Origin of the sequence: uncultured Marixanthomonas sp. (assembly GCF_963974425.1) — a bacterium.
Lineage (GTDB): Bacteria > Bacteroidota > Bacteroidia > Flavobacteriales > Flavobacteriaceae > Marixanthomonas.
Map to the genome: position 1 here is coordinate 1 of NZ_CAXBCK010000045.1, position 23893 is coordinate 23893.

Here is a 23893-nt window from a genome sequence, read left to right on the forward strand (position 1 = left end):
CATCTAGCATCTAGCATCTAGCATCTAGCATCTAGCATCTAGCATCTAGCATCTAATCTACTACTTTTTCTGCTCTTGATACCTTTTAATTATTTCTTCGGAACTTTTTAGAGTGTTCTCTGTCCATAGTAACTCAATTTCATACTTTTCTTCTTCAGAAAGTTGCCAATTCACATCACTTTGCTTGAGACGCGTTACCACATCTTGCAAAATAATGGCTGCGGAAACCGAAATATTCAGACTTTCGGTAAAACCGTACATCGGTATTTTTAAATACCCATCAGCATTATTTAAAACCGTATCGCTTAGTCCTTCTCGTTCTTTTCCAAAGAAAAAAGCGCTTTTTTTGGATACATCAAACTCATGTAAAATAGTCGATTCGTTATGCGGTGTCGTAGCAATAAGTTGGTAATCCTGATTTTTAAGGTCATCCATACAACTTGCTATAGAGTCGTACCGATTTAAACTCACCCATTTTTGTGCACCCATCGCGATTTCTCGGTCCACTCGTTTACCCAGTTTTTCTTCTACAACATGCAGGTCTTGAATCCCAAAAACATCGCAGGTTCGCATCACGGCACTCGTATTATGCAGTTGATATACATCTTCGGTCACCACAGTAAAATGCCGCGTTCGCTTAGCCAACACCTCTTTAAAAAGAGCTTTCCGCTTATCGGTTATATGGTTTTGCAAATATTTTAAAAGTTGAGAATCCAATAGAAATAAGTATTTTTAAAAAAACGAAGATATAAAAAATAGATTAATGAAGATTGTAGTTTTAACGGGCGCTGGTGTAAGTGCCGAAAGTGGAATTAATACCTTTAGGGATAGCAACGGCCTGTGGGAAAATCACGACATAATGGAAGTGGCCTCCCCCAAGGGTTTTGCTAAAAACCCCGAATTGGTATTAGACTTTTACAACAAACGAAGAAAGCAATTGCTAGAAGTACAGCCCAATACCGCTCATAAAGCTTTGGTTGAATTAGAACAAAACCATGAAGTGACGATTATAACTCAAAATGTAGATGATCTACACGAACGAGCAGGAAGCTCAAACGTAGTTCATTTACACGGCGAATTATTAAAAGTACGCAGTACAGGCAATGAAACTACGGTTTTAGAGTGGAAAAAAGACCTCAACCCAGGTGATTGTTGTGATGAAAACCATCAATTACGACCACACGTGGTTTGGTTTGGTGAAATGGTACCAATGATGGATGAAGCAATGCACTACGTTGCTCAAGCTGATATTTTAATTATCGTTGGGACATCTATGCAAGTGTATCCTGCCGCGGGATTGCTTCAATTTGCTTCGGAAAATGTGCCTATCTTTTTTGTGGATCCTAATCCTTCTATTTCTTCATCAGAGCGAATTTCTGTTTTTGCTGAAAATGCTTCTACGGGAGTTCCGAAAGTAATTGCTGAAATTGAAAAATTAGCTGTTTAAATGAGTTCTTCTGAATTATTACAACAACTATCTTACACAAAGGCATACCGAAAAAACCGGTTAGATACTGCGCATTGGGTAATTGCTCATCCCGAAACGTTTGGCGAGCTACTTACCTATTATCTTACCACAAAAGATGAGCTATCATATAAAGCCGCTTGGGTTTTGGAATTTGTTTATTTAGAAGAGCCAGACTTTTTACTACCTCATTTAGATTTCTTTTTTGAAAAGCTACCCACCATAACCCGTGATCAAACCCTTAGACCGTTGGCACATATTTGTGAAATTATTGCGATTTCATATTACAAAAAGGAAGAAGAAAAAATACGCTTACAATGTACCGAAGCACATAAAAAAATAATGACCGAGTGTTGCTTTGATTGGTTGATAAGTGATAAAAAAATAGCCTGCCAGGCGCGGGCGATGACAGCATTATTTTATTTAGGCACCGAATTTGAATGGATTCACCCCGAATTACAACAAATTATCGAACAAAACATTCACGTAGGAAGCGCAGGTTATAAAGCCAGAGGAAAAAAAACAATTAAACAGATTACTGAATTTCAGAAAAAAAGGAGAGTAAACTGAAGTGAAAAATCGACGCTTTAGGTGTTAAAAATTAGTATCTTTGCACCTTTAAATTTCAATCCATGGCTAACAACGCATTACAAGCAATTTCACCAATAGATGGTCGATACGCATCCAAAACAAAAGGTCTTATCCCTTTCTTTTCTGAAGAAGCTCTTATCAAATACCGAGTACAAGTAGAAGTTGAATATTTTATCGCTTTGGTAGAACTTCCGCTGCCACAGTTAAGTGATTTTGACACCTCAAAATTTGAAGCACTTCGGGAGTTATACACCAACTTTTCCACAGAAGATGCTCAAAAAATAAAAGACACAGAAAAAGTAACCAACCACGACGTTAAAGCGGTTGAGTATTTTATAAAAGAAAAGTTTGATGGGTTAGGATTGGAAAAATCTAAAGAGTTTATCCACTTTGGTTTAACATCGCAAGACATAAACAACACTGCCATTCCGTTGTCTTTAAAAGAAGCCATGAACGAGGTCTATGTACCTTTGTTGTTAGATGTAAAAAAGAAATTGAAAGAGTTAGCTGAAGATTGGGCAAACATTCCAATGTTAGCGCGTACGCACGGTCAACCAGCTTCTCCTACCCGCTTAGGAAAAGAAATTGCCGTGTTTGTTACTCGAATTGATGAACAATTCGATTTATTGGACAATATTAAAAGTGCTGCTAAATTTGGCGGCGCTACAGGAAATTTCAATGCCCATAAAGTTGCTTATCCTAATGTAGACTGGAAAACTTTTGGACAAAATTTTGTGCAATCCAAATTAGGATTACACCACTCCTTCCCTACCACGCAAATTGAGCATTACGACCATATGGCGGCTTTGTTTGATTGCTTGAAACGAATCAATAACATTTTAATTGATCTAGATCGTGATATTTGGAGTTACGTTTCCATGGATTACTTTAAGCAGAAAATTAAAAAAGGCGAAGTAGGTTCTTCGGCTATGCCACATAAAGTAAACCCAATCGACTTTGAAAATAGCGAAGGAAATTTAGGAATTGCCAATGCTATTTTTGAGCATCTTTCAGCTAAATTACCTATTAGCCGCTTACAACGTGACTTAACTGATAGCACCGTATTACGAAACATTGGCGTGCCAATTGGACATACGTTAATTGGTTTTCAGTCAACCTTAAAAGGCTTGGGTAAATTATTACTGAATGAAGCCAAATTTAATGAAGACCTTGAGAAAAACTGGGCGGTTGTAGCCGAAGCCATTCAAACCATTCTACGAAGAGAAGGCTATGCAAATCCATACGAAGCACTAAAAGGCCTTACTCGAACTAATGAAGCTATCACAAAACAATCCATGGCCGATTTTATTGAAACTTTAGACGTTTCCGAAGCTGTTAAAGAAGAAATGCGGGTCATTACGCCTTCTAATTATACGGGGATTTAATTTCCCAATAGTCTAATATGAAAAAAGCTTCAGAAAATATCTGAAGCTTTTTTTATTGAATGTGAGTAGTACGTTTTACTTTTTAGCAGCAGAACTATCAGTTCCCATACTTAAGATATCTCCTATTCCACTCAATTGGTCTATGTTAATATCACCGTTGTCAATGGAGTTCATCAACTTCATCATTTTATCAGGACGCATCTTGTCTCCAATTAACCTGAAAACCGCAAAACCACGCTCCTCATCACTAGCAAAGACAATAAGCTCATCAATCGCATCTTCTTCGCCGGTGTACTTTAAGGTAGCACCACGGTTGTTAGAGCCCATTTTAAGTAAGGTTTTATACTTTTCTTCTGCAAGAATAGACTTCACCTTGTCTTTTTCAGTTTGGTAATCAGTAATGTTTTCTCCTTTTAAAGGATACGCAACAACGTTTATTTTTTTAACGGTTGCCAGAATGTCCTTTTCTTCTTGCGTAAAGTCGCTGTTTTCATTTTGCAACAAACTAGTGGCTAAATCCACTTTTAAGAATTTATCGTCATCCTGTTTATCAACTAAATATTGTTGTAAGGATTCTGAGTTGTCGCAAGAAAACAGTGCAAGGCTCGCTAAGGTAATACCTATTAAATATTTTGCTAGTGTCATAATTATTATTTTTTATCGTCAAGGTTTTTTAATGCATCGCTTCCAGGAACGTTTAGGTCTTTAGTGAGTTTCGATACCTTTTTAAGGTCTATATCTCCGGTAATGCTCATAATTACAGTACGTTCTTTCCCATCAAGATTTCCGGTAAGGTGCATCAACAATTCACTTACGTGATTTTCGTTTTTTCCTTCTTTTGAATAAAACTTGATGTTTTTACCATCGTCTTTTACTCGCATTAGCTCAGAAAGGCTAGAATTCCCTGAAGTATACTTTGAAACTGCATCGTTCATTTTTGAAGCAACGGAAACATTTTCAGTAGTAAATATCTTGATGTTTTCCAAGTTGTTTATTAAATCTAGGTATTCTTTTACCTCTGGATCGTTAGAGTCAAAATCCATTTTACTAAGGAGTTTGAACATATTTTTGGTAGCGACAAAGGAGGTTACATCCTTCTCATCTTCGAACATATCGAAAGCTTTTTGCGCTGAAGCGAAAAAAGGTACTGCCAATAAAGCAATTAAAATAAGTGACTTTTTCATTTTTATATAGTTAAGGGTTATTTTAAAATTTTGTTTTTTGTTTGTGTAAATGTTGATATATAACTGAGCTCTTCGGCTCCTTCATTAAAGTTCTGTGACATCATTTGCATGGCTTCTCTTGTTTTTTCAAAAGCGACCAAGGCTTCTTGTTCTTCTTGTGTTAATTTTGGTTCAGAGAACATAAACCCTGCTACGCCAATAGCCAATACTACTGAAGCTGCAACACCATACCACCATCTTCGTACGGTAAATTGTTTTTCTGTTACCTGTACATCTTGTTTAGAAACCTCTTTCTTGGCAAGTGTAAAACCATCGAACATAGGTTTATAAGCAGCTAAATGAGGTGCTACTTCATTTTGAGCAAAATAGTTTCGCAAAATAGCTTCTTCAGCAAGGCTGGTATTGCCTTCAAAATAGGCATCTAGTAATTTTTCTATTCTAGCTAATTCCATAATTGTGTTTTTTAATCAATTCTTCTCGCACCGCTTTTCTGGCTCGGGATAAATTTACGCGCACTGCTGTTTCGGTACTATCCAACATTTTTGCGATTTCTGAAAATTCAAACTGTTCTACATCTCGCAGCTGCAATATAATGCGTTGTTGTTCAGGTAGGGTTTCCATTATTCTAAAAACTAATTGTACCCCATCATTTGCTTCAATCTTCTTTTCTATATTTTCTGAAGTTTTGTAATTGCTATGTACAATCTTCAAGTTAGAAGCCTGTTTCGACTTTAACCGGTCCAGACAATAATTTTTTGTCATTGTCACGGCAAAAGCTTCTGGGTTTTTATAGTTTGAAATTTTATTTCTCCCTTTCCATAATTTCAAATACACTTCTTGTACAGCATCTTCAGCTTCATCGCCCGAAACAAGAATTCGCTTTGCAAGACGATACAACTTATCCTTAAAAGGAAGCACGGTTGCTATAAATTCTTTTTGTTTCATTTTTTGGTGGTTGTATGAAAGCTTTGTTATGGCTCTCTATAATTACGACGAACAACTATAACTTTTGTTACATTTTTATTTCTGAAACAATAAAACTACAAGTAAACAGTAGATATATTATATTTGATTCAGAAAATGATTCTAAACCCCGTAATTTTCATATTCACAATATTGTAAGTATTTTGTGGTTATTAGACTAAATTAAAACCAAAACCCCAACACCTTGAAAAAGAAACTTATACTGCTTTTATTAATCACCGCTGGTTTATTTACTTCTTGTTTTGAAGATACAGATGATAACCCACGTACTGCTTCAGAATTAGAAATTCAGAATTTCATTTATCGCGGCCTCAATTTTTTCTACCTCTATAAAGCTGACAAACCAGAACTTGCCGATGATGCTTTTTCAAGTGAGCAAGAACTGAACAACTTTTTAAGTAGTTATGATTCGCCTGAAAGCTTGTTCGCCTTTTTAACAGTACCAGAAGACCGATTCAGTATTTTAGTTGATGATTATATAGAGTTGGAAAACTCCCTTTCTGGGGTTTCAGAAAGTAATGGAATGGAATATGGTTTAGTACGCTACCCAAACAACCCAACAAATGTATTTGGTTACGTACGCTATGTGTTGCCTAACACCGATGCAGAAAACGCAGGATTACAGCGTGGTGATATTTTTAATTCAGTAGATGGACAGCAAATTAATGAAAACAATTTCTCTGAGCTGTTATCCCAAAACTCCTATAGCATTGGTCTAGCTACTTTTGATGGCACAACTATCACTTCAACCGGCGAAACAGCATCACTAATAAAACAACAGTACACCGAAAATCCTGTTTATATAGCAAAAACATTAGACGTTCAGGGTCAAAAAATCGGTTATATAATGTATAATAGCTTCACTAGAGATTTTGATCACGACCTCAACGCCGCTTTTGCCTCTTTACAAGCAGATGGCGTAACCGATTTGGTATTAGATCTTCGCTACAATGGTGGTGGTGCTGTGGAAACAGCTGTCGATCTGGCCAGTATGATTACCGGTCAGTTTAACGGAGAGCTTTTTTATACCGAACAATGGAATCCAGACCGACAAGATGAATATGCTGAAAATGGTCTTTTTGACTCATCCATCAGTGACGGAAGTGCGATAAACAGTTTACAATTAACCAATGTTTATATTTTAACAACCGGGCGAACTGCTTCAGCAAGTGAATTGGTTATTAACAGTCTTAATCCATACATAAATGTAGTTCAGATTGGGCAAAATACGACTGGAAAGTTTCAGGCTTCTTTTTTATTATACGATGCCCCAGCCCCAGGCTTTAGACGCAGTAATGCAAATCCTAACCATACGTACGCTATGTTACCGTTGGTATTTAAAACCGCTAATACTGCAGGAAACACAGACTATGTGGATGGTTTGGCACCAGATATTGCTTTAGATGAAGATTATGCCAACTTAGGTATGTTGGGTGATGTAAACGAACCTTTTTTAGCCACTGCGCTTTCCGAAATTGTACCCGGTTTTCCAAAACCTGCTTCACGGAACGTTGTTAGTGATATAGAGGAAATATCAAGTAGTAAAGCAAACTCGCCTTTATACCAAATTATGTTAGCTGAACATTAAGACATTCAGCTCATAATTTATCAGTTAAAAACAAAAAGCCGCCTAACTTAATATCAGGCGGCTTTCTTAACAAAAAATTAAAACAAACTAATTAGTCATTTTCATAGAACCCGTTTGGTCCAACTCCTACGGTAAATGTTTCTAGTAAGGTTCCATCTAAGCTGTATTGGTATGCTTCACTATCTGAAGCAAAGTCACCACCATCAGAAATGTAAATCGCATCGTCTTCTACTTCAAAACCGTACATTACTCCATATTCTGAATTAGAATCATATGTCAATACCGGTGTTGTAGAAACTGAAGTTTCATTAATACCAAGGCTATATACCGAAGCCCCTGATGTAAAATAAATACTATCGTCTTCTATAGATAAGTTTCTCACTGATTCAATTTCTGAAGGAATTTCAATAGTTGACGTGATTTGATTACTTGAAAGATCAATTTTAAAAACCTTTCCATCAATACCAAAACCTGAAGTAAGAACATATAATGTATTATCTTCAACTTCAAAAGAATTTGGAGCATTCCCAGCACCTAAGTCAATTTCTGCTTCTACAGAATTACTTTGTGGGTTAAAAACAGTAATTGAATTTCCGCTTCCATAATAACCGTTAGCAACATATACTTTATCATTATGTTCTAATACTTTTTCAGACCAATTGTTTAAGTCAACTCTTGTCGTTGTATAATCAGTAAGGTTAATAACAGTAAAGAAGTCATCATCACCAGTTGCATAATCTGCAGTATTTGTTACATAAGCGAATCCATTTGCTACTGTACCGTAACGAGGTGCTTCAAAATCACCGCTTACTGTTGCTATATACTCAAATGTATAGCGGTCTACAACTGTTACACTATTTGCCGATCCAGATACAATAAATGCTCTGGTTTCATCAAAAAACATATTTTGCAAATACGACCCTATCTCTTCGGCATCTGGGTTTACGGTTCTAAAAATATCATTCAGTAACATTCCATCATCAGCTAAAAAGCTAACCGATGCCGTTGCAGGGTTCCCATTTCCTTCATTAAGGATAAACATTCCATTTTCATAATCTCCCAACGGTACTTCTTCTTCCTCTTCTTCGGTAATTGGTGCATCGTCGTCACTACTACATGATGATAAACTAATTGAAACGATTAAAGCTAAAATTAATAGACTTGTTATTTTTCTCATTTTATTTAAAAATTAAGGTTTATATGTAAATTGTAATTTCTTCCGGGCATCGCTCTGCTGGCAACACTCTCGTATGCTGTATTTAATAGGTTACGCACTGTAAAACCTAATGTGTAATTTTTATTTCTTCCGAAGGAATAATCCAATCCTACCGTTGATAAGTTGTAAGCATCAACATTATACTTAGGATCGTTATCTGAATTGGTAAACACCTCACCCACGTATAAAAATTGATAATACGCTGAAAATTGATTCAAAGCATACCCAAACGTGGCTGTCCCTTTATGGTAGGGCACATAAATTAATTGTTTGTCGGTTTTATCGTTTTTTGAAACCGTGTATGCATAGGTTGCATTTGCTGAAAAATGATGCTTACCAATGGTATGATTCCAGCCCAACTGACTTTCAAGTCCGTAAATTTTTACTTTTTCTGTATTAACAGGCATCCAAGCAGAACCGCTAGGCAGCCACCTAATCATATCTTGCAAAGCATTGTAATACCCGGTGATTCCTAATTCAATATTCTGAAAATTGAAGTGATTTCCTAATTCGGCCTGATACGATGTTTCAGGTTTTAAATCTGGGTTACCGCTTCCCTGCCAGTATAAATCGTTAAACGTTGGTATTCTGAAATTTTTAGAAGTATTCACCTTCACGGTATAAAAACTGGTTGCTTTAAAACTCGCGCCGGCTGAATACAAAAACGGACTCTCATAGGTGTTGGTAATCTCTTTACGAGCGGTGATTTCATATAAAAATCGATTCGACACATTATGTTTCAGCAATAAATTAAAAGCAGTAATATTTCTGGTCTCTTGCTGAATATTAGTTTCTTCTCCTTTGTTTTGGGTAAAATCTACTACCCCATTTACTTGTATCTTTTCGGAAATATTAAAACCGGCATCGTATTTAGCCATAAAACTTTCTACATTGGCAGTAGAAAAACCAGGTTTATCAATGTTGGGGAAATATTTATACTCTTCTGTTAAATAAGCAAGCTTTAGTTTTGAAGTAAAATTAGCATAGTCCCCTTTCCATTCCAACAAATTGCGGGTGTTGAAATCGTTGTATTTTGTAGGTAATTCTGAAGGGAAAATCAATGAAAAGTGACGCTCTCCGTCATAAACATAGTTATACAAGGTCAGTGAGTTGACACTATCGATTTTATAGCCAATAGTGGTGTTAACACTGGTGTTGTAAAAAGAGCCGTTTAAGTTTTTACCTTCTTTTTCTACGTACTCAAAATCGTTCTTAGAACCACTTCGGTTGACTGCTATTTTAGTGTTGAATTTATTTGTTGCCACTTCCCCAGTATACGTAACAGCATAGGTGTCAAAGCTTCCATAATCTAGTGAAACCGAATTTCTGAAACCCTTTTTATAGTTTAGGGTATTGGTAAGATGTATGGTTCCGCCGATGGCTCCACTTCCGTAGAGCACGCTGCCTCCGCCACTTCTAACGGTAAGTTCATCGAAAACCGTCGGGTTGATGGTATTAAAATCGGTTTGCCCATTTAATTGTGAATTGATGTTGATACCATTCCAAACAACAGCGGTTTGTTGTGCGGTCGTTCCTCTAAAAGATGGAGAAGAAACCATTCCAGCTCCATTTTCTTTAAAATAAATGGTGGTATTCGTATTCAGTAAATTGGTGAGCGAGGGTTTACTTTTTCGTATAATACTATCGCTGAGCGTTACCGTTTCTTGGGTATTGCTAAAATCTTTTAGCTTGGTATCGGCTACAATCAATACTTCTCCTAAATCAATAGGTTTATCCTGCCCATACAATGTAGAGGCAAACAGAAAGGTTGCTAGAAATAAAAGTATAGTATGTTTCATACACCAAAAACCTTTTTCCCGAAGGTTGCTTTGTTTCGTTAACAAACCTTGGCAGGTCTCCTGGCTTACCTTTGTATGAACCTTCCCGTGCTAATAAAACACAGTGGTGAAGTTTTCATAATCTCAATTATATTGAGACGGTGTACAGTTGCGGGAACAGCTTCGGATTATAACCGAATTCCCTTTTTAAGAGAATCGTTACTCGTTGGTAGCGATACTCACCAAAATTCGCTGCAAAAATAAGATTTTATTTTCGTTGCACCAGCCAAACAAAAACCTTTATTTTTGAATATGCAAAAAATCGTCTTACTTACCTCCGTCTTGTTTCTTCTTATTTCGTGTAAAGAGAATAAGCAATCTACCGATACAGAAACAGATAAAGCATCTATAAATGAAACTAAAAAGCAGGTTGAAATTAACCACGCGAAAGGTTTTTCTATCAATGTGTACGACGGCTATAAAGTAATTACCTTAAAAGAACCGTGGCCTGATACCGATACGGAGTTTACATATGCTTTGGTTGAAGAAAAAGGTTCCCTCCCAAAGGATTCTGACTTTGATGCCGTTGTAAATGTTCCTGTTAAAAATATTGTGGTTACCTCAACTACACATATTCCGTCATTAGAACTATTAGACGAAACAAAATCGTTAGTTGGGTTTCCAAACCTCTCTTATATTTCTTCTGAAGCAACAAGAAAACGAATTGACAAAGGCAACATTACTGAATTAGGCAAAAACGAATCTATAAACACCGAAGTATTAATCGACTTAAACCCTGATTTGGTTGTAACCTTTGCTGTAGAAGGAAACAACAAAACGGTTTCCACTATTGAAAAGACTGGCATTCCAGTTTTATACAACTCCGATTGGACCGAACAATCCCCGTTAGGGAAAGCAGAATGGATTAAGTTTTTTGGAGCGCTATTCAATAAAGAGCAAAAAGCCGATAGTATTTTTACAGAAATTGAATCCAATTATATTTCAGCAAAAGAAAAAGCGGCAAAAGCTACTACCTCGCCTACCGTTTTAAGTGGTGCGATGTTTAAAGATGTTTGGTATATGCCTAAAGGCGGTAGTTGGGGTGCTCAATTTATAAAAGACGCCAACGGAACCTATTTATGGAAGGATACCGAAGGGACGGGAAGCCTTTCCCTTAATTTGGAGTCTGTGCTAGAAAAAGGAAAAGACGCCGACTTTTGGGTTGGCCCTGGACAATTTTCCAGTAAACAACAACTGAAAGATGCTCACTCTGTGTATAGTGAGTTTTCAGCGTATCAAAACAACAACATCTACTCAAATACAACTTTAGTGGGAGAAACCGGCGGCGTGATTTATTATGAATTGGCTCCTAATCGTCCAGATATCGTATTAAAAGACATTATTAAAATTATACATCCTGACGTATTGCCAGAACACGAATTGTACTTTTTCAGTAAATTGAAATAAGGATGCAAACCACCCAAACATATCGTGCTTATTTTATAGTGCTATGCCTTTCGTTACTAGCCTTTTTTCTAGTAAATCTAAGTTTAGGATCGGTTTCCATCCCTATTGACGAAGTAGTGAAAGGAATTTTCGGAGGGAATGCTTCAAAAGAAACCTGGAACTACATTATAATCGATTACCGTTTACCGAAAGCCATAACTGCGGTTTTAGCAGGCGGCGGACTTGCGGTTTCCGGTTTATTAATGCAAACACTTTTTAGAAATCCCTTGGCAGGGCCTTTTGTATTGGGGCTGAGCAGCGGTGCCAGTTTAGGAGTTGCACTTTTAATTTTAGGAGCTGGTGCTTTTGGCGGCTTTTTAGGAACTGCTTTAGTAAGCGAATGGAGCTTGGTTATCGCCTCTGCAGTAGGCAGTTTTTTAGTCCTTTTAGCGGTTTTAATGGTTACATTTCGGGTAAAAGACACCATGGCGATATTAATTATTGGATTGATGTTCGGGAGTGTTACCGCGGCTGTCGTAGCCGTACTCTCCTATTTCAGTAATGCTGAAAAACTACAGCAATACATTTTTTGGAGCTTTGGAAGCTTAGGCAATCAATCTTGGCAAGGTATTTTAATTTTAAGTTGTTGTACGTTTTTAGGGCTGTTTATTGCTGTTGTAAGTAGTAAATCATTAAATGCATTGCTTTTGGGAGAAAACTACGCCAAGAGTATGGGGCTTCATATAAAACGCACCACTTTTTTAATCATCATTGCTACCAGTATTTTAGCTGGAAGCATTACGGCTTTTGCAGGTCCCATAGCATTTGTGGGATTAGCCGTTCCGCATATTGCACGGCAGTTTTTTAAAACCTCTAATCATCTGGTTTTAATTCCAGCGGTATTAATCTGTGGAAGCTTATTAATGTTGATCTGCGATACCATTGCACAACTTCCTTTTAGTGAATATACACTCCCTATTAATGCCATCACATCCCTAATTGGTGCACCGGTTGTAATTTGGTTATTAGTTAGAAAACGTAAATTGCTGTTCTAATGCCTTCGGAAACAAAACATATCACCTTACAAGCACAGGATTTACGTGTCGGTTATTTCAAAAAGAAAAAAGAAATACCTGTTTCTCAACACATAGATTTCAGTTTTTCTGAAGGAGAGTTAGTTGGTCTAGTTGGTGCGAACGGTATTGGAAAATCTACATTACTGAGAACGTTAGCTGGCATGCAACCTAAACTCTCTGGAAATATCCTAATTAAGAAAAAAAACTTACAAAGTTATTCAACCTTAGAACTCGCAAATCAAATAAGTGTGGTGTTAACCGAACCGCCAGCATCCAAAAACCTAACTGTTTTAGAACTTATTTCTTTGGGAAGACAGCCCTATACGAGTTGGATGGGCACGCTAAGTGAAAAAGATAAAGTAGCAGTAAACAACGCGCTTCAAGCCACAGAAACGCAAACATTAGCACACAGAAAATGTTTTGAGCTAAGCGACGGACAAATGCAACGTGTAGCGATTGCAAGAGCGTTGGCACAGGATACACCCATCATCATTCTCGATGAACCTACCACCCATCTCGATTTATACCATCGTGCGTATATTTTAAAATTATTGAAGAAGCTCGTTTCAGAAAGCAATAAAACAATTCTGTTTTCTACGCACGAAATCGATTTAGCCATTCAGTTAAGTGATAAAATGATGGTTATGACAGACAAAGCCAATTATTTTGATACGCCTTGTAATTTAATTGAAGCTGGGCATTTTGACGCTCTTTTTCCGAAAGATACGATTCATTTTGATAAAACAACAGGACGGTTTAGTATTAAAAAGTGAGGTTTACCACTCTCCTTCCCTTGCTAAGAAAGGGTGCCCCAAAGGGTCGCAAGGATTAAAACCTAAATTTCAATTAAAAAACATATCTTTTACTATAAATACTATCAAATAACGCCCTCTCAATTCAGGTTATAACTTTTGTCTGAATGCGTTTATTGAATTTGTCAGTACATTTATTTTTTGTGACAAGTAATTGTATTCTTTATATTTAATCTTCCTTAGCAAATTAAAAAATAACTAATGAAACAAATTCTACCCTTCTTTATTGTAATAACAATTTTAGTAAACTGTCAAGCTCAAAAAAGTGAAAAATATAATCTTGGATTTGAGAATCAAAAAGAAAAAAATAATCTTTCAGACGGGTGGTTTAAATGGGGGGATTACAATTTAACTATTGATTCATTATCCAATTCAGGGGAAAAAGCTGGGAAAATAACTTCCGATGAAGCTGGAAGTTCCTTTGGTAGCATAGCATACAAAATACCCGCTAATTATGAAGGCAAAACTATCAAGCTTGAGGGCTATATGAAAATTAATGATGTTAAAAATGGATTTGCAGGTTTGCTATTACGAATTGATGGTAACGGAAATGCTTTGGCATTTAACAATATGCAAGATCAAAAGTTAATAGGAACAAAAGATTGGCAGAAATATAGTATAACGCTTGATTATCCAAAAGAAGCAGAGAATATATTTATTGCAGGAATACTTTCTGGTAAAGGAGAAGCATGGTTTGATGATTTTGTTTTGACAATTGATGGTAAAAATGTAGAGACATTAAAAGAGGTTAAAAAGAAATTATCAAAAGCGCAACTCGATAAAGAGTTTGATAATGGCTCATTGATTGAATTTTCCAATTTAACATCACAGAATATTAATGCTTTAGAATTACTCGGAAGAGTTTGGGGCTTCTTGAAATATTACCATCCTCGAATTGCAAAAGGAAACTATAATTGGGACTATCAGCTTTTTAGATTTTTACCAGAATATCTTAAGGTTAAAAACGATAAGGAAAGAAATAATATTATCATGAATTGGATAGATTCATTAAGTCAATTAGAAAAATGCTCAAAATGTAAGCCAACTGATGAAGATGCGATACTTAAGCCTGACTTAAAATGGATTGATAATCAGGAAGAGGACTTAAAAAATAAACTACTCTATATCTATAAAAATCGCTCACAAGGCAAGAATTATTATATTGGAATGGCGCCTAATGGTAATCCTGATTTTAAAAATGAAAATGCATATTCAAATATGCCTTATCCCGATGATGGTTATAGATTACTATCACTTTATAGATATTGGAATATGATAAATTATTTTTTTCCTTACAAACACTTGATGGACAAAGATTGGAATATAAAACTAAGAGAATATATTCCTGTTTTTCTAAACGCAAAAAATGAGTTGGAATATGAATTTGCTGCTCTTCGTATTATTGGAGACGTTCAAGATACCCACGCTAATCTTTGGGGAGGCGCTAATAAAATAGACGAATGGAAAGGCGTTAATTATTCACCAATACACGTTCGGTTCATAGAAAATCAATTAGTTGTAACAGATTACTACAACGATGAACTTAGAAGCCAAGTTGGGCTGAAAATTGGTGATATAATTACAAAGATAAATGGAGAAAACATTGAACAAATTGTAAAAGAAAAATCTAAATATTATCCTGCTTCAAATATTCCCACAAAACTAAGAGATATTTCGGCAGATATTTTACGCTCAAATTCTAACGAAATTGAAATAGATTATATTTCAGAAAAATCTAAAATCCAAACAAAAATACTTAAACTCTATCCAAATGATAGTCTCAATATTTATCGTTGGTACAAAAAAAGCAATGATCAGTCGTACAAAATGTTGGATAATAATATCGGATATGTTACACTCCAAAACATCAAAGAGGATGACATAACGCAAATAAAAAAAGAATTCAAAGACACGAAAGGCATTATAATTGACATTCGAAATTATCCATCAACATTCGTTCCGTTCAGTTTAGGTTCTTATTTCGTTTCTACTTCAACACCTTTTGTGAAAATCACAAATGGAAATGTTGACAATCCTGGGGAATTTACTTTCTCAAGGGAATTAAAAATACCAAGTAAAGGCAAAACTTATGAGGGAAAATTAATTGTTTTGGTGAATGAATTATCTCAAAGTCAAGCTGAATATACCGCTATGGCTTTTAGAGCAGGAGACAATACCACAATTATCGGCTCAACTACCGCAGGTGCAGACGGTAATGTTTCTGCAATATTACTGCCTGGAGGTCTTAGAACTATGATATCGGGGATTGGTATAAACTACCCAAATGGAGACGAAACACAAAGAATCGGAATAATCCCAGACATAGAAATAAAACCGACCATTGAAGGAATAAGAGCAGGCAAAGACGAATTACTTGAAAAAGCGATTGAAACCATTATAGAAGAATAAAGCCAGAACAATACATAAGCTCAATGACAAAATTAATTTTAGTCAAAGGGACAGGAAGGTTTAGTATTAAAAAGTAAGATTTAAGAAAAATGTTACTGGGCATCATCTATAATAATAAATAGTTAGTTATGAAAAACATTATAAAAGGGCTTTTTGTTTTACTTATTTTAATTCCAAGTGTGAATTACGCTCAATTTTGGCCGTTAACCCCAATGGCCCGGTTTGGTAATACAGTTTATTACCAAATGAACGGCGATGAGAAAATTGAGTTAAAAGGCTCTAATAGGGTATTTGATAAAAATTTAGAGCATAGGTATTTTGATGTCCTATCAAACCAAAATGAAATTCAGGTTAAAGTAAATGATACCATTCTTAACTTTACCCAAAAAAAGAGAAGAGAACCCAAAAACCACAAAGAAATACTTTTGTATTCCAGACGGAAATTAAAAAACGACCTTGCAACAATTAATTATTTAAAACTTCTAGAGCTTAAAGAAAATGTGCTCATCGCGGAAGCAACAATTAATTATAAAACAAAGTCAAAAAAGCGAAGAAAAGAGCTTGTGGAAATCGACAGAAAACAACTTGAAGGAATATTTTTAGGAACTGGAAAAAATAATCGAATAATTAGTACGATTGTAGTATTTGGTGGAGGAATTATAATGGTTTTACTAATTTAAAAGTAACCACAAGCTTCTCCTTCATTCTTCGGCACCCAAGAAGTTGTATTGCATCCACTCGAAATTGTCAAAATCTGTGCATAAAGCAAAAATTTTGCTACTTTAGCAGTGCTATCAATAGTATGAGTTACTATTGGTAAAACCTTAAAAAACAAATTCCTAAAACCTTTTTCTCTTTTGAACGAAACCTTACTTTTTTTACTACTTGCAGTCGTTTGCATCTTAGCCGGTGCCTTTTTAGGCAATCTATTTACACGCTTAAAACTTAAATCTGAAACCGGGAAACTGGAAGAACGCATCAATCAATTATTGAATCAAGAAGAAAAACTGCAAGAGCGTATTGGTACGGTTGAAGCTGAACGAGAAACTATACGAGGCGAAAAGGATGCCCTCAAAAACCAATTAGTGCGTACGGGTGCTGAATATGATAGCCTGCAAGAAAAAAATAGAGAGCAAAAGGCTGAAGTTGAAAAACTACAGGAAAAATTTACCAAAGAATTTGAAAACCTTGCCAACAAAATACTGGAAGAAAAATCGACGAAATTTACCAAGCAAAACAAAGAAAGCTTGGAGGTATTGTTGAATCCACTTCAGGAAAAAATAAAGGTGTTTGAAAAACGCGTGGAAGACACCAACAAAGAGAATGTGGGTCGCCACAGCGAGTTAAAAGAGCAATTAAAGCACCTTTCTGAGCTCAATCAACAAATGAGCAAAGACGCCGATAACCTCACCAAAGCCTTAAAAGGCGATAGTAAAATGCAAGGTAATTGGGGCGAAATGATTTTAACTCGAATCCTTGAAAAATCCGGACTTGAGAAAGACCGTGAATATACCATCCAAGACAGCCACACCACTACGGAAGGAAAGCGATTGCAGACAGATGTAATGATTCATTTACCCGATGGCAAGAAGATGATTATTGACAGTAAAGTATCATTAACACATTTTGAACGTTTTGTTTCAGAAGAAGATGAAGAACAGAAACAAGTTCATTTAAAACAACATATTGCTTCCATAAAACGACATGTGGAGCAACTAAGTGCCAAAAATTATCAATACTTAGTCGATGAAAGCCCCGATACAGTATTTATGTTCATCCCTATTGAACCAGCCTTTGCCATTGCTTCGGCGCACGAACCCAATTTATACGAACAAGCCTTTGATAAACAAGTAATTATTGTCACACCTGCTACTTTATTAGCGGCCCTTCGTTTAGTTGATAATCTTTGGCAAAACGACCGTCAAAAACAAAACGCACTGGACATCGCCAAGCAAGCTGGAGCATTATATGATTCGTTCACCAATTTAACAGATGAACTTATTAAAGTTGGCAAACAGATTGGTACGGTACAAAACAGCTACGAAAGTGCGATGAAAAAACTAACTGGAAAAGGGAATCTTATCCGTCGAGTAGAAAAACTGAAAAAGTTAGGTGCCAAAGCTAGTAAAACGATTGATAGTAAGTTATTAAGTCGGGCTCAGGAAGAGGATGACGAGTAATAATGGCATAAATTAGTAATTAAATAAGAACCTGCCTAAGCAGGGAGTTGATATGAAAAAAATACTATTTATCATTTTAGGAAGCCTATTAGCACTGTATTTAGCTTACTTTGCTTTTGTCTATTTTGTGACTTTTAGTGAGGGCACCCGAGCCGGTGAGCTTATAAAATTCAGCCACAGAGGAGTTATGGTAAAAACTTGGGAAGGCGAAATAAGTCAAGGCATCAGTGGAGCTCAAATATTTTCATTTTCGGTGATGGACAAAGAAGCAGATGTAATAGAGAAATTGAAAGAATATCAAGGTAGTTACGTAAAACTAAGTTACGTGGAACGCTATGATACGTTTTACTTTTGGGGGGATACCAAGTATTTTGTAACAGATGTAACTCAAGAAAACTCACCACATTTTAATAGAAATTAAATGACCACAATTCATAAAAACGTAGAAGAATCGCAAGTAACCATCTCTGAACTGATGCTGCCCTCACACACGAATTTCAGCGGAAAAATCCACGGTGGCTACATTTTATCACTTATGGATCAAATTGCCTTTGCTTGTGCTTCTAAACACAGTAAAAACTATTGCGTTACGGCTTCGGTTGATACGGTCAACTTTTTAAAACCCATTGAAGTAGGTGAATTGGTAACGATGAAAGCTTCGGTTAATTACATAGGTAAAACATCTATGATAATTGGCATTCGTGTGGAGGCCGAAAACATCCATACGGGGGTTAAAAAACATTGTAACTCTTCTTATTTCACGATGGTTGCCAAGGATGACGATGGCAACAATGTAGAGGTTCCTGGTTTAATTTTGGACTCAAAACTGGAAATTAGACGTTTTTTAAAAAGTGCGCACAGATTGGAAATTAAACGGCAAAAATCTCAAGATTTTCACTCTTCAAAATTTGAAGTAGAAAAACATACAGATGAGTTAAAGAACCATAATGTTATCGTATCCTATAAAAACTAAAAAACAGGACATTAAATGCCCTGCTTTTTAAAATATATTCAGTATTTATTTATCTAGTCAAATACATTTTTCTTCTAGAATATAATTCGTAGAATTCGTCGTCTTTTAAGCTATCAATAAACAAGATACTTTCTCCAGTACTTTTCATCTCTGGCCCTAGTTGTTTATTCACATTCGGGAATTTATTAAAACTAAACACTGGTTGTTTAATAGCATAACCATCAAGTTGTGGGTTAAAATCGAAATCTGAAAGTTTCTTTTCACCCAACATTACTTTAGTTGCATAGTTTACATACGGTTCTTTATACGCTTTTGCTATGAAAGGAACGGTACGAGACGCTCTAGGATTCGCTTCGATTATAAATACTTTATCATCTTTTATTGCGAATTGAATGTTAATTAATCCAACTGTATTAAGAGCTAATGCAATTTTCTTTGTATGATCTTTTATTTGCTGTATTACCAAATCACCTAAGTTGAAAGGAGGTAACAACGCATTGGAGTCACCACTGTGTATTCCACAAGGTTCAATATGCTCCATAATACCTAAAATATATACGTTTTCACCGTCACAAATGGCATCGGCTTCTGCTTCAATAGCGCCATCTAAATAATGGTCTAATAAAAGTTTGTTATTTGGTATTTTCCGAAGTAAATCAACAACGTGTTCTTCTAGTTCTTCTTTGTTAATTACAATCTTCATTCCCTGACCTCCTAGTACGTAGGAAGGACGAATTAACAACGGAAAGTCTAATTGGTCCGCTAGCTCCAGTGCTTCTTGCGTAGTTTCGGCAGTTCCGAATTCTGGATAAGGAATGTCGTTATCTTTCAGTATTGTAGAGAAACTTCCTCTGTCTTCAGCCAAATCTAAGGCTTCGAAGCTAGTTCCCATAATCTTAATTCCGTAGCGTTCTAGTTTTTCAGCTAATTTTAAAGCGGTTTGACCGCCTAACTGAACAATCACTCCTTCTGGCTTTTCGTGACGAATAATATCGTAGATATGTTCCCAGAAAACAGGCTCGAAATACAGTTTGTCTGCAATATCAAAATCGGTAGATACCGTTTCAGGGTTACAGTTAATCATAATGGTTTCGTAACCACATTCGGCAGCGGCCAATACCCCGTGCACACAGCAGTAATCAAATTCTATTCCTTGCCCAATACGGTTAGGACCAGAACCTAAAACGATGATTTTCTTTTTATCTGAAACTTTACTGTCATTCTCAACGTGGCGTTTACCATCTGCAGTTTCTACTTCATTCTCAAATGTTGAGTAATAATAAGGTGTTTTTGCTTCAAATTCGGCAGCACACGTATCTACTAACTTATATACACGTTGAACTTTAAGCTCTTCACGCTTTTTATATACTTCGCTTTCCAAACATTTAAGCATATGAGCGATTTGACGATCCCCGTAGCCTTTTTGTTTGGCTTCGAGTAACAATTCTTTAGGAAGCGTTTCTAATGTGTACTCTGAAATTTCTTTTTCAAGCAAATACAATTCTTCGTATTGCTTTAAATACCACATATCAATTTTTGTAATATCGTGAATACGACTTAATGGAATTCCTAATTGAATCGCATCGTAAATTACAAATACCCGATCCCAACTAGCATGCTTAAGCTTGTCCATTATTTGGTCGTAATCGGTATAGCTTTTTCCGTCGGCACCTAGACCGTTTCTTTTAATTTCAAGCGATTGTGTGGCTTTATGAAGCGCTTCTTGAAAAGAACGACCAATACCCATTACCTCTCCTACCGATTTCATTTGAGGACCGAGAATGCGGTTAGATCCTTCAAATTTATCAAAGTTCCAACGTGGAATTTTTACGATTACATAATCTAAGGAAGGCTCAAATAAAGCGGAAGTGGTTTTGGTAATTTGATTATCCAATTCATCTAAGGTGTAACCTAAAGCAAGCTTCGTTGCAATTTTTGCAATAGGATATCCGGTTGCTTTTGATGCCAATGCTGAAGAACGAGAAACTCGTGGATTAATTTCAATAGCAATAATATCTTCTTTCTCATCAGGACTTATCGCAAATTGCACATTACAACCACCAGCAAAATCCCCTATATTTCGCATCATTTTTATGGCAAGGTCGCGCATACGTTGATAAGCGGTATCACTCAAGGTCATAGCTGGTGCTACGGTGATAGAATCTCCTGTATGGATTCCCATTGGGTCCATATTTTCAACGGAGCAAATAATAACAACGTTATTATTTTTATCACGTAATAGCTCTAATTCATATTCTTTCCAGCCCTGTAAAGCCTTATCGATAAGGACTTCGTGAATAGGTGAAACTTCTAAACCGTGGGATAAAGCTTCTTCAAATTCATCTTCTGTTTCAACAAAAGCTGCTCCCGCGCCACCTAGGGTAAAAGAAGCACGAATAAGCAATGGTAAACCAAATTCTTGAGCAATTTCTTTTCCTTGTAAAACAGATTTAGCTGTTTTTGCTGGAGCTACAGGGACACCAATACGTCCCATTAATTGTTTAAATTCTTCGCGATCTTCAGTAATATTAATCGCATCGATATCTACCCCAATCATTTTTACATTAAAGTCTTCCCAAATGCCTTTTTCATCAGCTTCAATACAAAGGTTTAGTGCGGTTTGACCTCCCATAGTAGGTAAGACAGCATCAATTTGAGGATGTTCTTTTAATATTTTAATCAGCGACTTTGTAGTAAGCGGCAACAAGTAGACATGATCTGCCATCGAGGGATCTGTCATAATCGTTGCTGGGTTGCTGTTTATAAGTATGGTTTCGATTCCATCTTCACGAAGTGATCGTAATGATTGTGAACCTGCGTAGTCAAATTCACATGCTTGGCCTATAACTATAGGACCAGAACCGATAATCAAGATAGATTTTAAATTTTCGTTTTTAGGCATTTTTAAAGGAAGTTTTTATCTGGAATGTAAAATTACGAAGCATTAGGGTATAAAAAAAGGCGTTGTATAAAAACAACACCTTTATTATTTATAAGATATAAACATTATTTCTTGTGACGTGTTTCAGAAGACACAGATAGTTTTTTTCTGCCTTTCGCTCTGCGGGCAGCTAACACTTTTCTTCCGTTTACTGAAGCCATACGCTCTCTAAAACCGTGTTTATTTTTTCTTTTTCTCTTTGATGGCTGAAATGTTCTTTTCATTGTATCTAATGTTATAACTTCTTCTGAAAAAATATTTTATAAGACCTTTCTTAAAAATAAGGTCTACCTAATAAAGCACTTTTCGCTTTCCGTAGGCGGGTGCAAATATACAATCATTTTTTAGCTTTCCAAATGGAATTTTAAAAAAATATTTATTTGTTTTTAGTACCTTTGCCAACCCTATAAAAATAGACTTTACATGTTTAACAAAAATATAAAATTAGTATTAGCTGCACTCGTTATTGCGGCGGGAGTTTGGCAGTTTTTTGAAAATAATATCGGAAACGGAATTATGTTTATATTCCTTTCCTTAATATTTATCTTTCTATACTTTAAAAACGAAATTATATTACTTGCTTTTCTACGGTTAAGAAAGCAAGATTTTCCAGGTGCTAAAAAATGGTTAGACCGAATTAAAAACCCCGAAGCTTCTTTGGTACAAAAACAACAAGGGTATTACTATTATCTTAATGGCTTAATGGTTTCACAAACCAATATGAATGAGGCCGAAAAGCACTTTAAAAAAGCTGTCGATTTAGGGTTGAACATGAGTGCCGATATGGCAATGGCAAAACTAAACCTTGCTGGAATTGCCATGACAAAAAACCGCAAACGAGAAGCTCAAACCTTAATGAAAGAAGCTAAAGCTCTTGATAAACACAATATGCTTGATGACCAGTTAAAAATGATGAAACAGCAAATGAAAAAAGCAGGGCAACCTAAGCAACATTATGGTGGCGGACGTCGCGGTGGTAGACGCTAAACTCTTACAACCATATACGTGTATACACGTAGATTCTTACACAAAATTGCTTTTTAACGACTTTGTTGTTGCCTTAATCGAAAAATTGCTGTTTTTTCTTACCTCCTTTATACCTTTGATGCGTTAATTATTATAAAACGCTTATGGGTAGAAAACTACTTCTTCTATTCTTATTGGTTTCATTTACAGGGCTCTCTCAAGAAGTTGAGCATGAAAACCTATTCTCTCAAGCGATTGGAAAAAATATAAAAAAATATAAAAGCCAATCGAAGCAGGCTTATATGGATCAAAATTATGAGCGAGCAGATTTCTTGTTCGACTCCCTTATAAATAATGTAGTTAACGGAAGTCGCCTTGACAACTTTGATATCCGAAAAACTTCAGGAAAAAAAATTAATTTTTACGATTTTGAAAAACCCGTTTTTTTAATAACCTATGCTTCTTGGTGCACCCCTGGAGTGGGTGAAATTCCTGCATTAAATAAAATTGTAGATGAAAACTACAAAGAGATAGATTTTGTTGTGCTATTTTGGGATTCAAAAAGGAAAGTAAAAAGGAAAGCGCGGGATTACAGTAACAAAATAACCGTGGTGTATGTTGATGAAACCGAAAACACACACAACCACATTGTGCAAACAATGAAACATAGTCTAGGCTTCCCTACTTCGTTTTTTATAGATTCTAACAAAACCATAATTGATGTAAGAAGGGGTGTTTTACATCCTTATAATGAAGTATATAACGTTTCTTATGAAATGAATTATGATTCATTTCATAATGGTATTTCGCTCATTAAAAGTTTTGATTTCAACAATCAAAGTGATATTGTAGCAAAAGACAATCCGTAATAGGAATAACTAACCAAAGTTAAAAAGACC

General features: G+C 35.9%; 23 protein-coding genes and 1 riboswitch. Of the genes, 14 read left to right on the forward strand and 9 right to left on the reverse strand.

Translation table 11 applies throughout. The annotated features are described in order from the left end of the window. Nucleotides 1-60: 60 nt before the first annotated feature. Nucleotides 61-693, reverse strand: a complete 633-nt coding sequence (locus AACZ92_RS12785; RefSeq protein WP_339702002.1) for an RNA methyltransferase — start codon at nucleotides 691-693, stop codon at nucleotides 61-63. Nucleotides 694-763: 70 nt separating this feature from the next. Between AACZ92_RS12785 and AACZ92_RS12790 the strand changes: the two genes are divergently transcribed. The 3 genes from AACZ92_RS12790 to purB all read left to right on the forward strand — a co-directional run bounded on the left by AACZ92_RS12790 (nucleotide 764) and on the right by purB (nucleotide 3441). Further along, on the forward strand, nucleotides 764-1447 hold the full coding sequence (locus tag AACZ92_RS12790; protein ID WP_339702003.1) for an NAD-dependent deacylase: 684 nt from the start codon (nucleotides 764-766) through the stop codon (nucleotides 1445-1447). Further along, entirely contained in the window at nucleotides 1448-2035 is a 588-nt protein-coding gene (locus tag AACZ92_RS12795) for an adenylosuccinate lyase (RefSeq protein WP_339702004.1), read from the forward strand. A gap of 62 nt (nucleotides 2036-2097) precedes the next feature. Further along, entirely contained in the window at nucleotides 2098-3441 is a 1344-nt protein-coding gene (gene purB / locus AACZ92_RS12800; protein WP_339702005.1) for an adenylosuccinate lyase, read from the forward strand. Between the two features lie 75 nt (nucleotides 3442-3516). On the opposite strand, the gene AACZ92_RS12805 is transcribed toward purB, so the two are convergent. Genes AACZ92_RS12805 through AACZ92_RS12820 form a run of 4 tightly spaced genes read right to left on the reverse strand, consistent with a single transcriptional unit; the run spans nucleotide 3517 to nucleotide 5570 of the window. Then, the gene (locus AACZ92_RS12805; RefSeq protein ID WP_339702006.1) at nucleotides 3517-4086 is read right to left on the reverse strand and encodes a DUF4252 domain-containing protein; all 570 of its coding nucleotides are present in this window, start codon (nucleotides 4084-4086) and stop codon (nucleotides 3517-3519) included. 5 nt (nucleotides 4087-4091) lie between these two features. Continuing rightward, nucleotides 4092-4625, reverse strand: a complete 534-nt coding sequence (locus AACZ92_RS12810; protein ID WP_339702008.1) for a DUF4252 domain-containing protein — start codon at nucleotides 4623-4625, stop codon at nucleotides 4092-4094. Between the two features lie 17 nt (nucleotides 4626-4642). Beyond that, nucleotides 4643-5077 carry a hypothetical protein gene (locus tag AACZ92_RS12815; RefSeq protein WP_339702009.1) on the reverse strand — a complete coding sequence of 145 codons (435 nt, stop codon included), beginning with the start codon at nucleotides 5075-5077 and terminating at the stop codon, nucleotides 4643-4645. After that, the gene (locus tag AACZ92_RS12820; protein ID WP_117159829.1) at nucleotides 5064-5570 is read right to left on the reverse strand and encodes a sigma-70 family RNA polymerase sigma factor; all 507 of its coding nucleotides are present in this window, start codon (nucleotides 5568-5570) and stop codon (nucleotides 5064-5066) included. The genes AACZ92_RS12815 and AACZ92_RS12820 overlap by 14 nt, the downstream gene beginning before the upstream one ends. 223 nt (nucleotides 5571-5793) lie before the next feature. Here AACZ92_RS12820 and AACZ92_RS12825 point away from each other — a divergent pair, with 223 nt between their 5' ends. Beyond that, a complete protein-coding gene (locus AACZ92_RS12825) occupies nucleotides 5794-7197 on the forward strand; it encodes a S41 family peptidase (RefSeq protein WP_339702011.1) in 1404 nt (467 codons plus the stop codon). A gap of 91 nt (nucleotides 7198-7288) precedes the next feature. Here AACZ92_RS12825 and AACZ92_RS12830 read toward each other — a convergent pair whose 3' ends face one another. Together AACZ92_RS12830 and AACZ92_RS12835 are read right to left on the reverse strand one after the other, a co-directional pair. Then, nucleotides 7289-8374 carry a DUF5074 domain-containing protein gene (locus tag AACZ92_RS12830; protein WP_339702013.1) on the reverse strand — a complete coding sequence of 362 codons (1086 nt, stop codon included), beginning with the start codon at nucleotides 8372-8374 and terminating at the stop codon, nucleotides 7289-7291. 5 nt (nucleotides 8375-8379) lie between these two features. After that, on the reverse strand, nucleotides 8380-10212 hold the full coding sequence (locus AACZ92_RS12835) for a TonB-dependent receptor (protein WP_339702015.1): 1833 nt from the start codon (nucleotides 10210-10212) through the stop codon (nucleotides 8380-8382). A gap of 32 nt (nucleotides 10213-10244) precedes the next feature. Further along, nucleotides 10245-10453: riboswitch (cobalamin riboswitch) on the reverse strand. 50 nt (nucleotides 10454-10503) lie between these two features. Here AACZ92_RS12835 and AACZ92_RS12840 point away from each other — a divergent pair. The 8 genes from AACZ92_RS12840 (at nucleotide 10504) to AACZ92_RS12875 (ending at nucleotide 19087) form a co-directional block, all read left to right on the forward strand. Continuing rightward, nucleotides 10504-11658: an ABC transporter substrate-binding protein gene (locus AACZ92_RS12840; RefSeq protein WP_339702016.1), complete on the forward strand. Its 1155-nt coding sequence runs from the start codon at nucleotides 10504-10506 to the stop codon at nucleotides 11656-11658. Nucleotides 11659-11660: 2 nt separating this feature from the next. Beyond that, the gene (locus AACZ92_RS12845; protein ID WP_339702017.1) at nucleotides 11661-12692 is read left to right on the forward strand and encodes an iron ABC transporter permease; all 1032 of its coding nucleotides are present in this window, start codon (nucleotides 11661-11663) and stop codon (nucleotides 12690-12692) included. Then, the gene (locus AACZ92_RS12850; RefSeq protein ID WP_339702019.1) at nucleotides 12692-13486 is read left to right on the forward strand and encodes an ABC transporter ATP-binding protein; all 795 of its coding nucleotides are present in this window, start codon (nucleotides 12692-12694) and stop codon (nucleotides 13484-13486) included. The genes AACZ92_RS12845 and AACZ92_RS12850 overlap by 1 nt, the downstream gene beginning before the upstream one ends. Nucleotides 13487-13726: 240 nt before the next feature. Continuing rightward, nucleotides 13727-15934, forward strand: a complete 2208-nt coding sequence (locus AACZ92_RS12855) for a S41 family peptidase (RefSeq protein ID WP_339702021.1) — start codon at nucleotides 13727-13729, stop codon at nucleotides 15932-15934. Nucleotides 15935-16062: 128 nt separating this feature from the next. Further along, nucleotides 16063-16614: a hypothetical protein gene (locus tag AACZ92_RS12860; protein WP_339702023.1), complete on the forward strand. Its 552-nt coding sequence runs from the start codon at nucleotides 16063-16065 to the stop codon at nucleotides 16612-16614. 177 nt (nucleotides 16615-16791) lie between these two features. Continuing rightward, nucleotides 16792-18114 carry a DNA recombination protein RmuC gene (gene rmuC / locus AACZ92_RS12865; protein WP_339702025.1) on the forward strand — a complete coding sequence of 441 codons (1323 nt, stop codon included), beginning with the start codon at nucleotides 16792-16794 and terminating at the stop codon, nucleotides 18112-18114. 52 nt (nucleotides 18115-18166) lie between these two features. Beyond that, entirely contained in the window at nucleotides 18167-18535 is a 369-nt protein-coding gene (locus AACZ92_RS12870) for a 6-phosphogluconate dehydrogenase (protein WP_339702027.1), read from the forward strand. Continuing rightward, nucleotides 18536-19087 (forward strand): acyl-CoA thioesterase, encoded by a 552-nt coding sequence (locus tag AACZ92_RS12875; protein WP_339702029.1) that lies wholly within the window; start codon nucleotides 18536-18538, stop codon nucleotides 19085-19087. A 49-nt stretch (nucleotides 19088-19136) separates the two neighbouring features. On the opposite strand, the gene carB is transcribed toward AACZ92_RS12875, so the two are convergent. Together carB and rpmH are read right to left on the reverse strand one after the other, a co-directional pair. Continuing rightward, nucleotides 19137-21989 carry a carbamoyl-phosphate synthase large subunit gene (carB, locus tag AACZ92_RS12880; RefSeq protein ID WP_339702031.1) on the reverse strand — a complete coding sequence of 951 codons (2853 nt, stop codon included), beginning with the start codon at nucleotides 21987-21989 and terminating at the stop codon, nucleotides 19137-19139. 104 nt (nucleotides 21990-22093) lie between these two features. Continuing rightward, a complete protein-coding gene (gene rpmH / locus AACZ92_RS12885) occupies nucleotides 22094-22252 on the reverse strand; it encodes a 50S ribosomal protein L34 (RefSeq protein WP_117159817.1) in 159 nt (52 codons plus the stop codon). 199 nt (nucleotides 22253-22451) lie between these two features. On the opposite strand from rpmH, the gene AACZ92_RS12890 reads away from it, so the two are divergent. Together AACZ92_RS12890 and AACZ92_RS12895 are read left to right on the forward strand one after the other, a co-directional pair. Beyond that, nucleotides 22452-23015, forward strand: a complete 564-nt coding sequence (locus tag AACZ92_RS12890) for a DUF2892 domain-containing protein (RefSeq protein ID WP_339702033.1) — start codon at nucleotides 22452-22454, stop codon at nucleotides 23013-23015. A gap of 143 nt (nucleotides 23016-23158) precedes the next feature. Then, nucleotides 23159-23863 carry a redoxin domain-containing protein gene (locus AACZ92_RS12895; RefSeq protein ID WP_339702035.1) on the forward strand — a complete coding sequence of 235 codons (705 nt, stop codon included), beginning with the start codon at nucleotides 23159-23161 and terminating at the stop codon, nucleotides 23861-23863. Nucleotides 23864-23893: the final 30 nt, after the last annotated feature.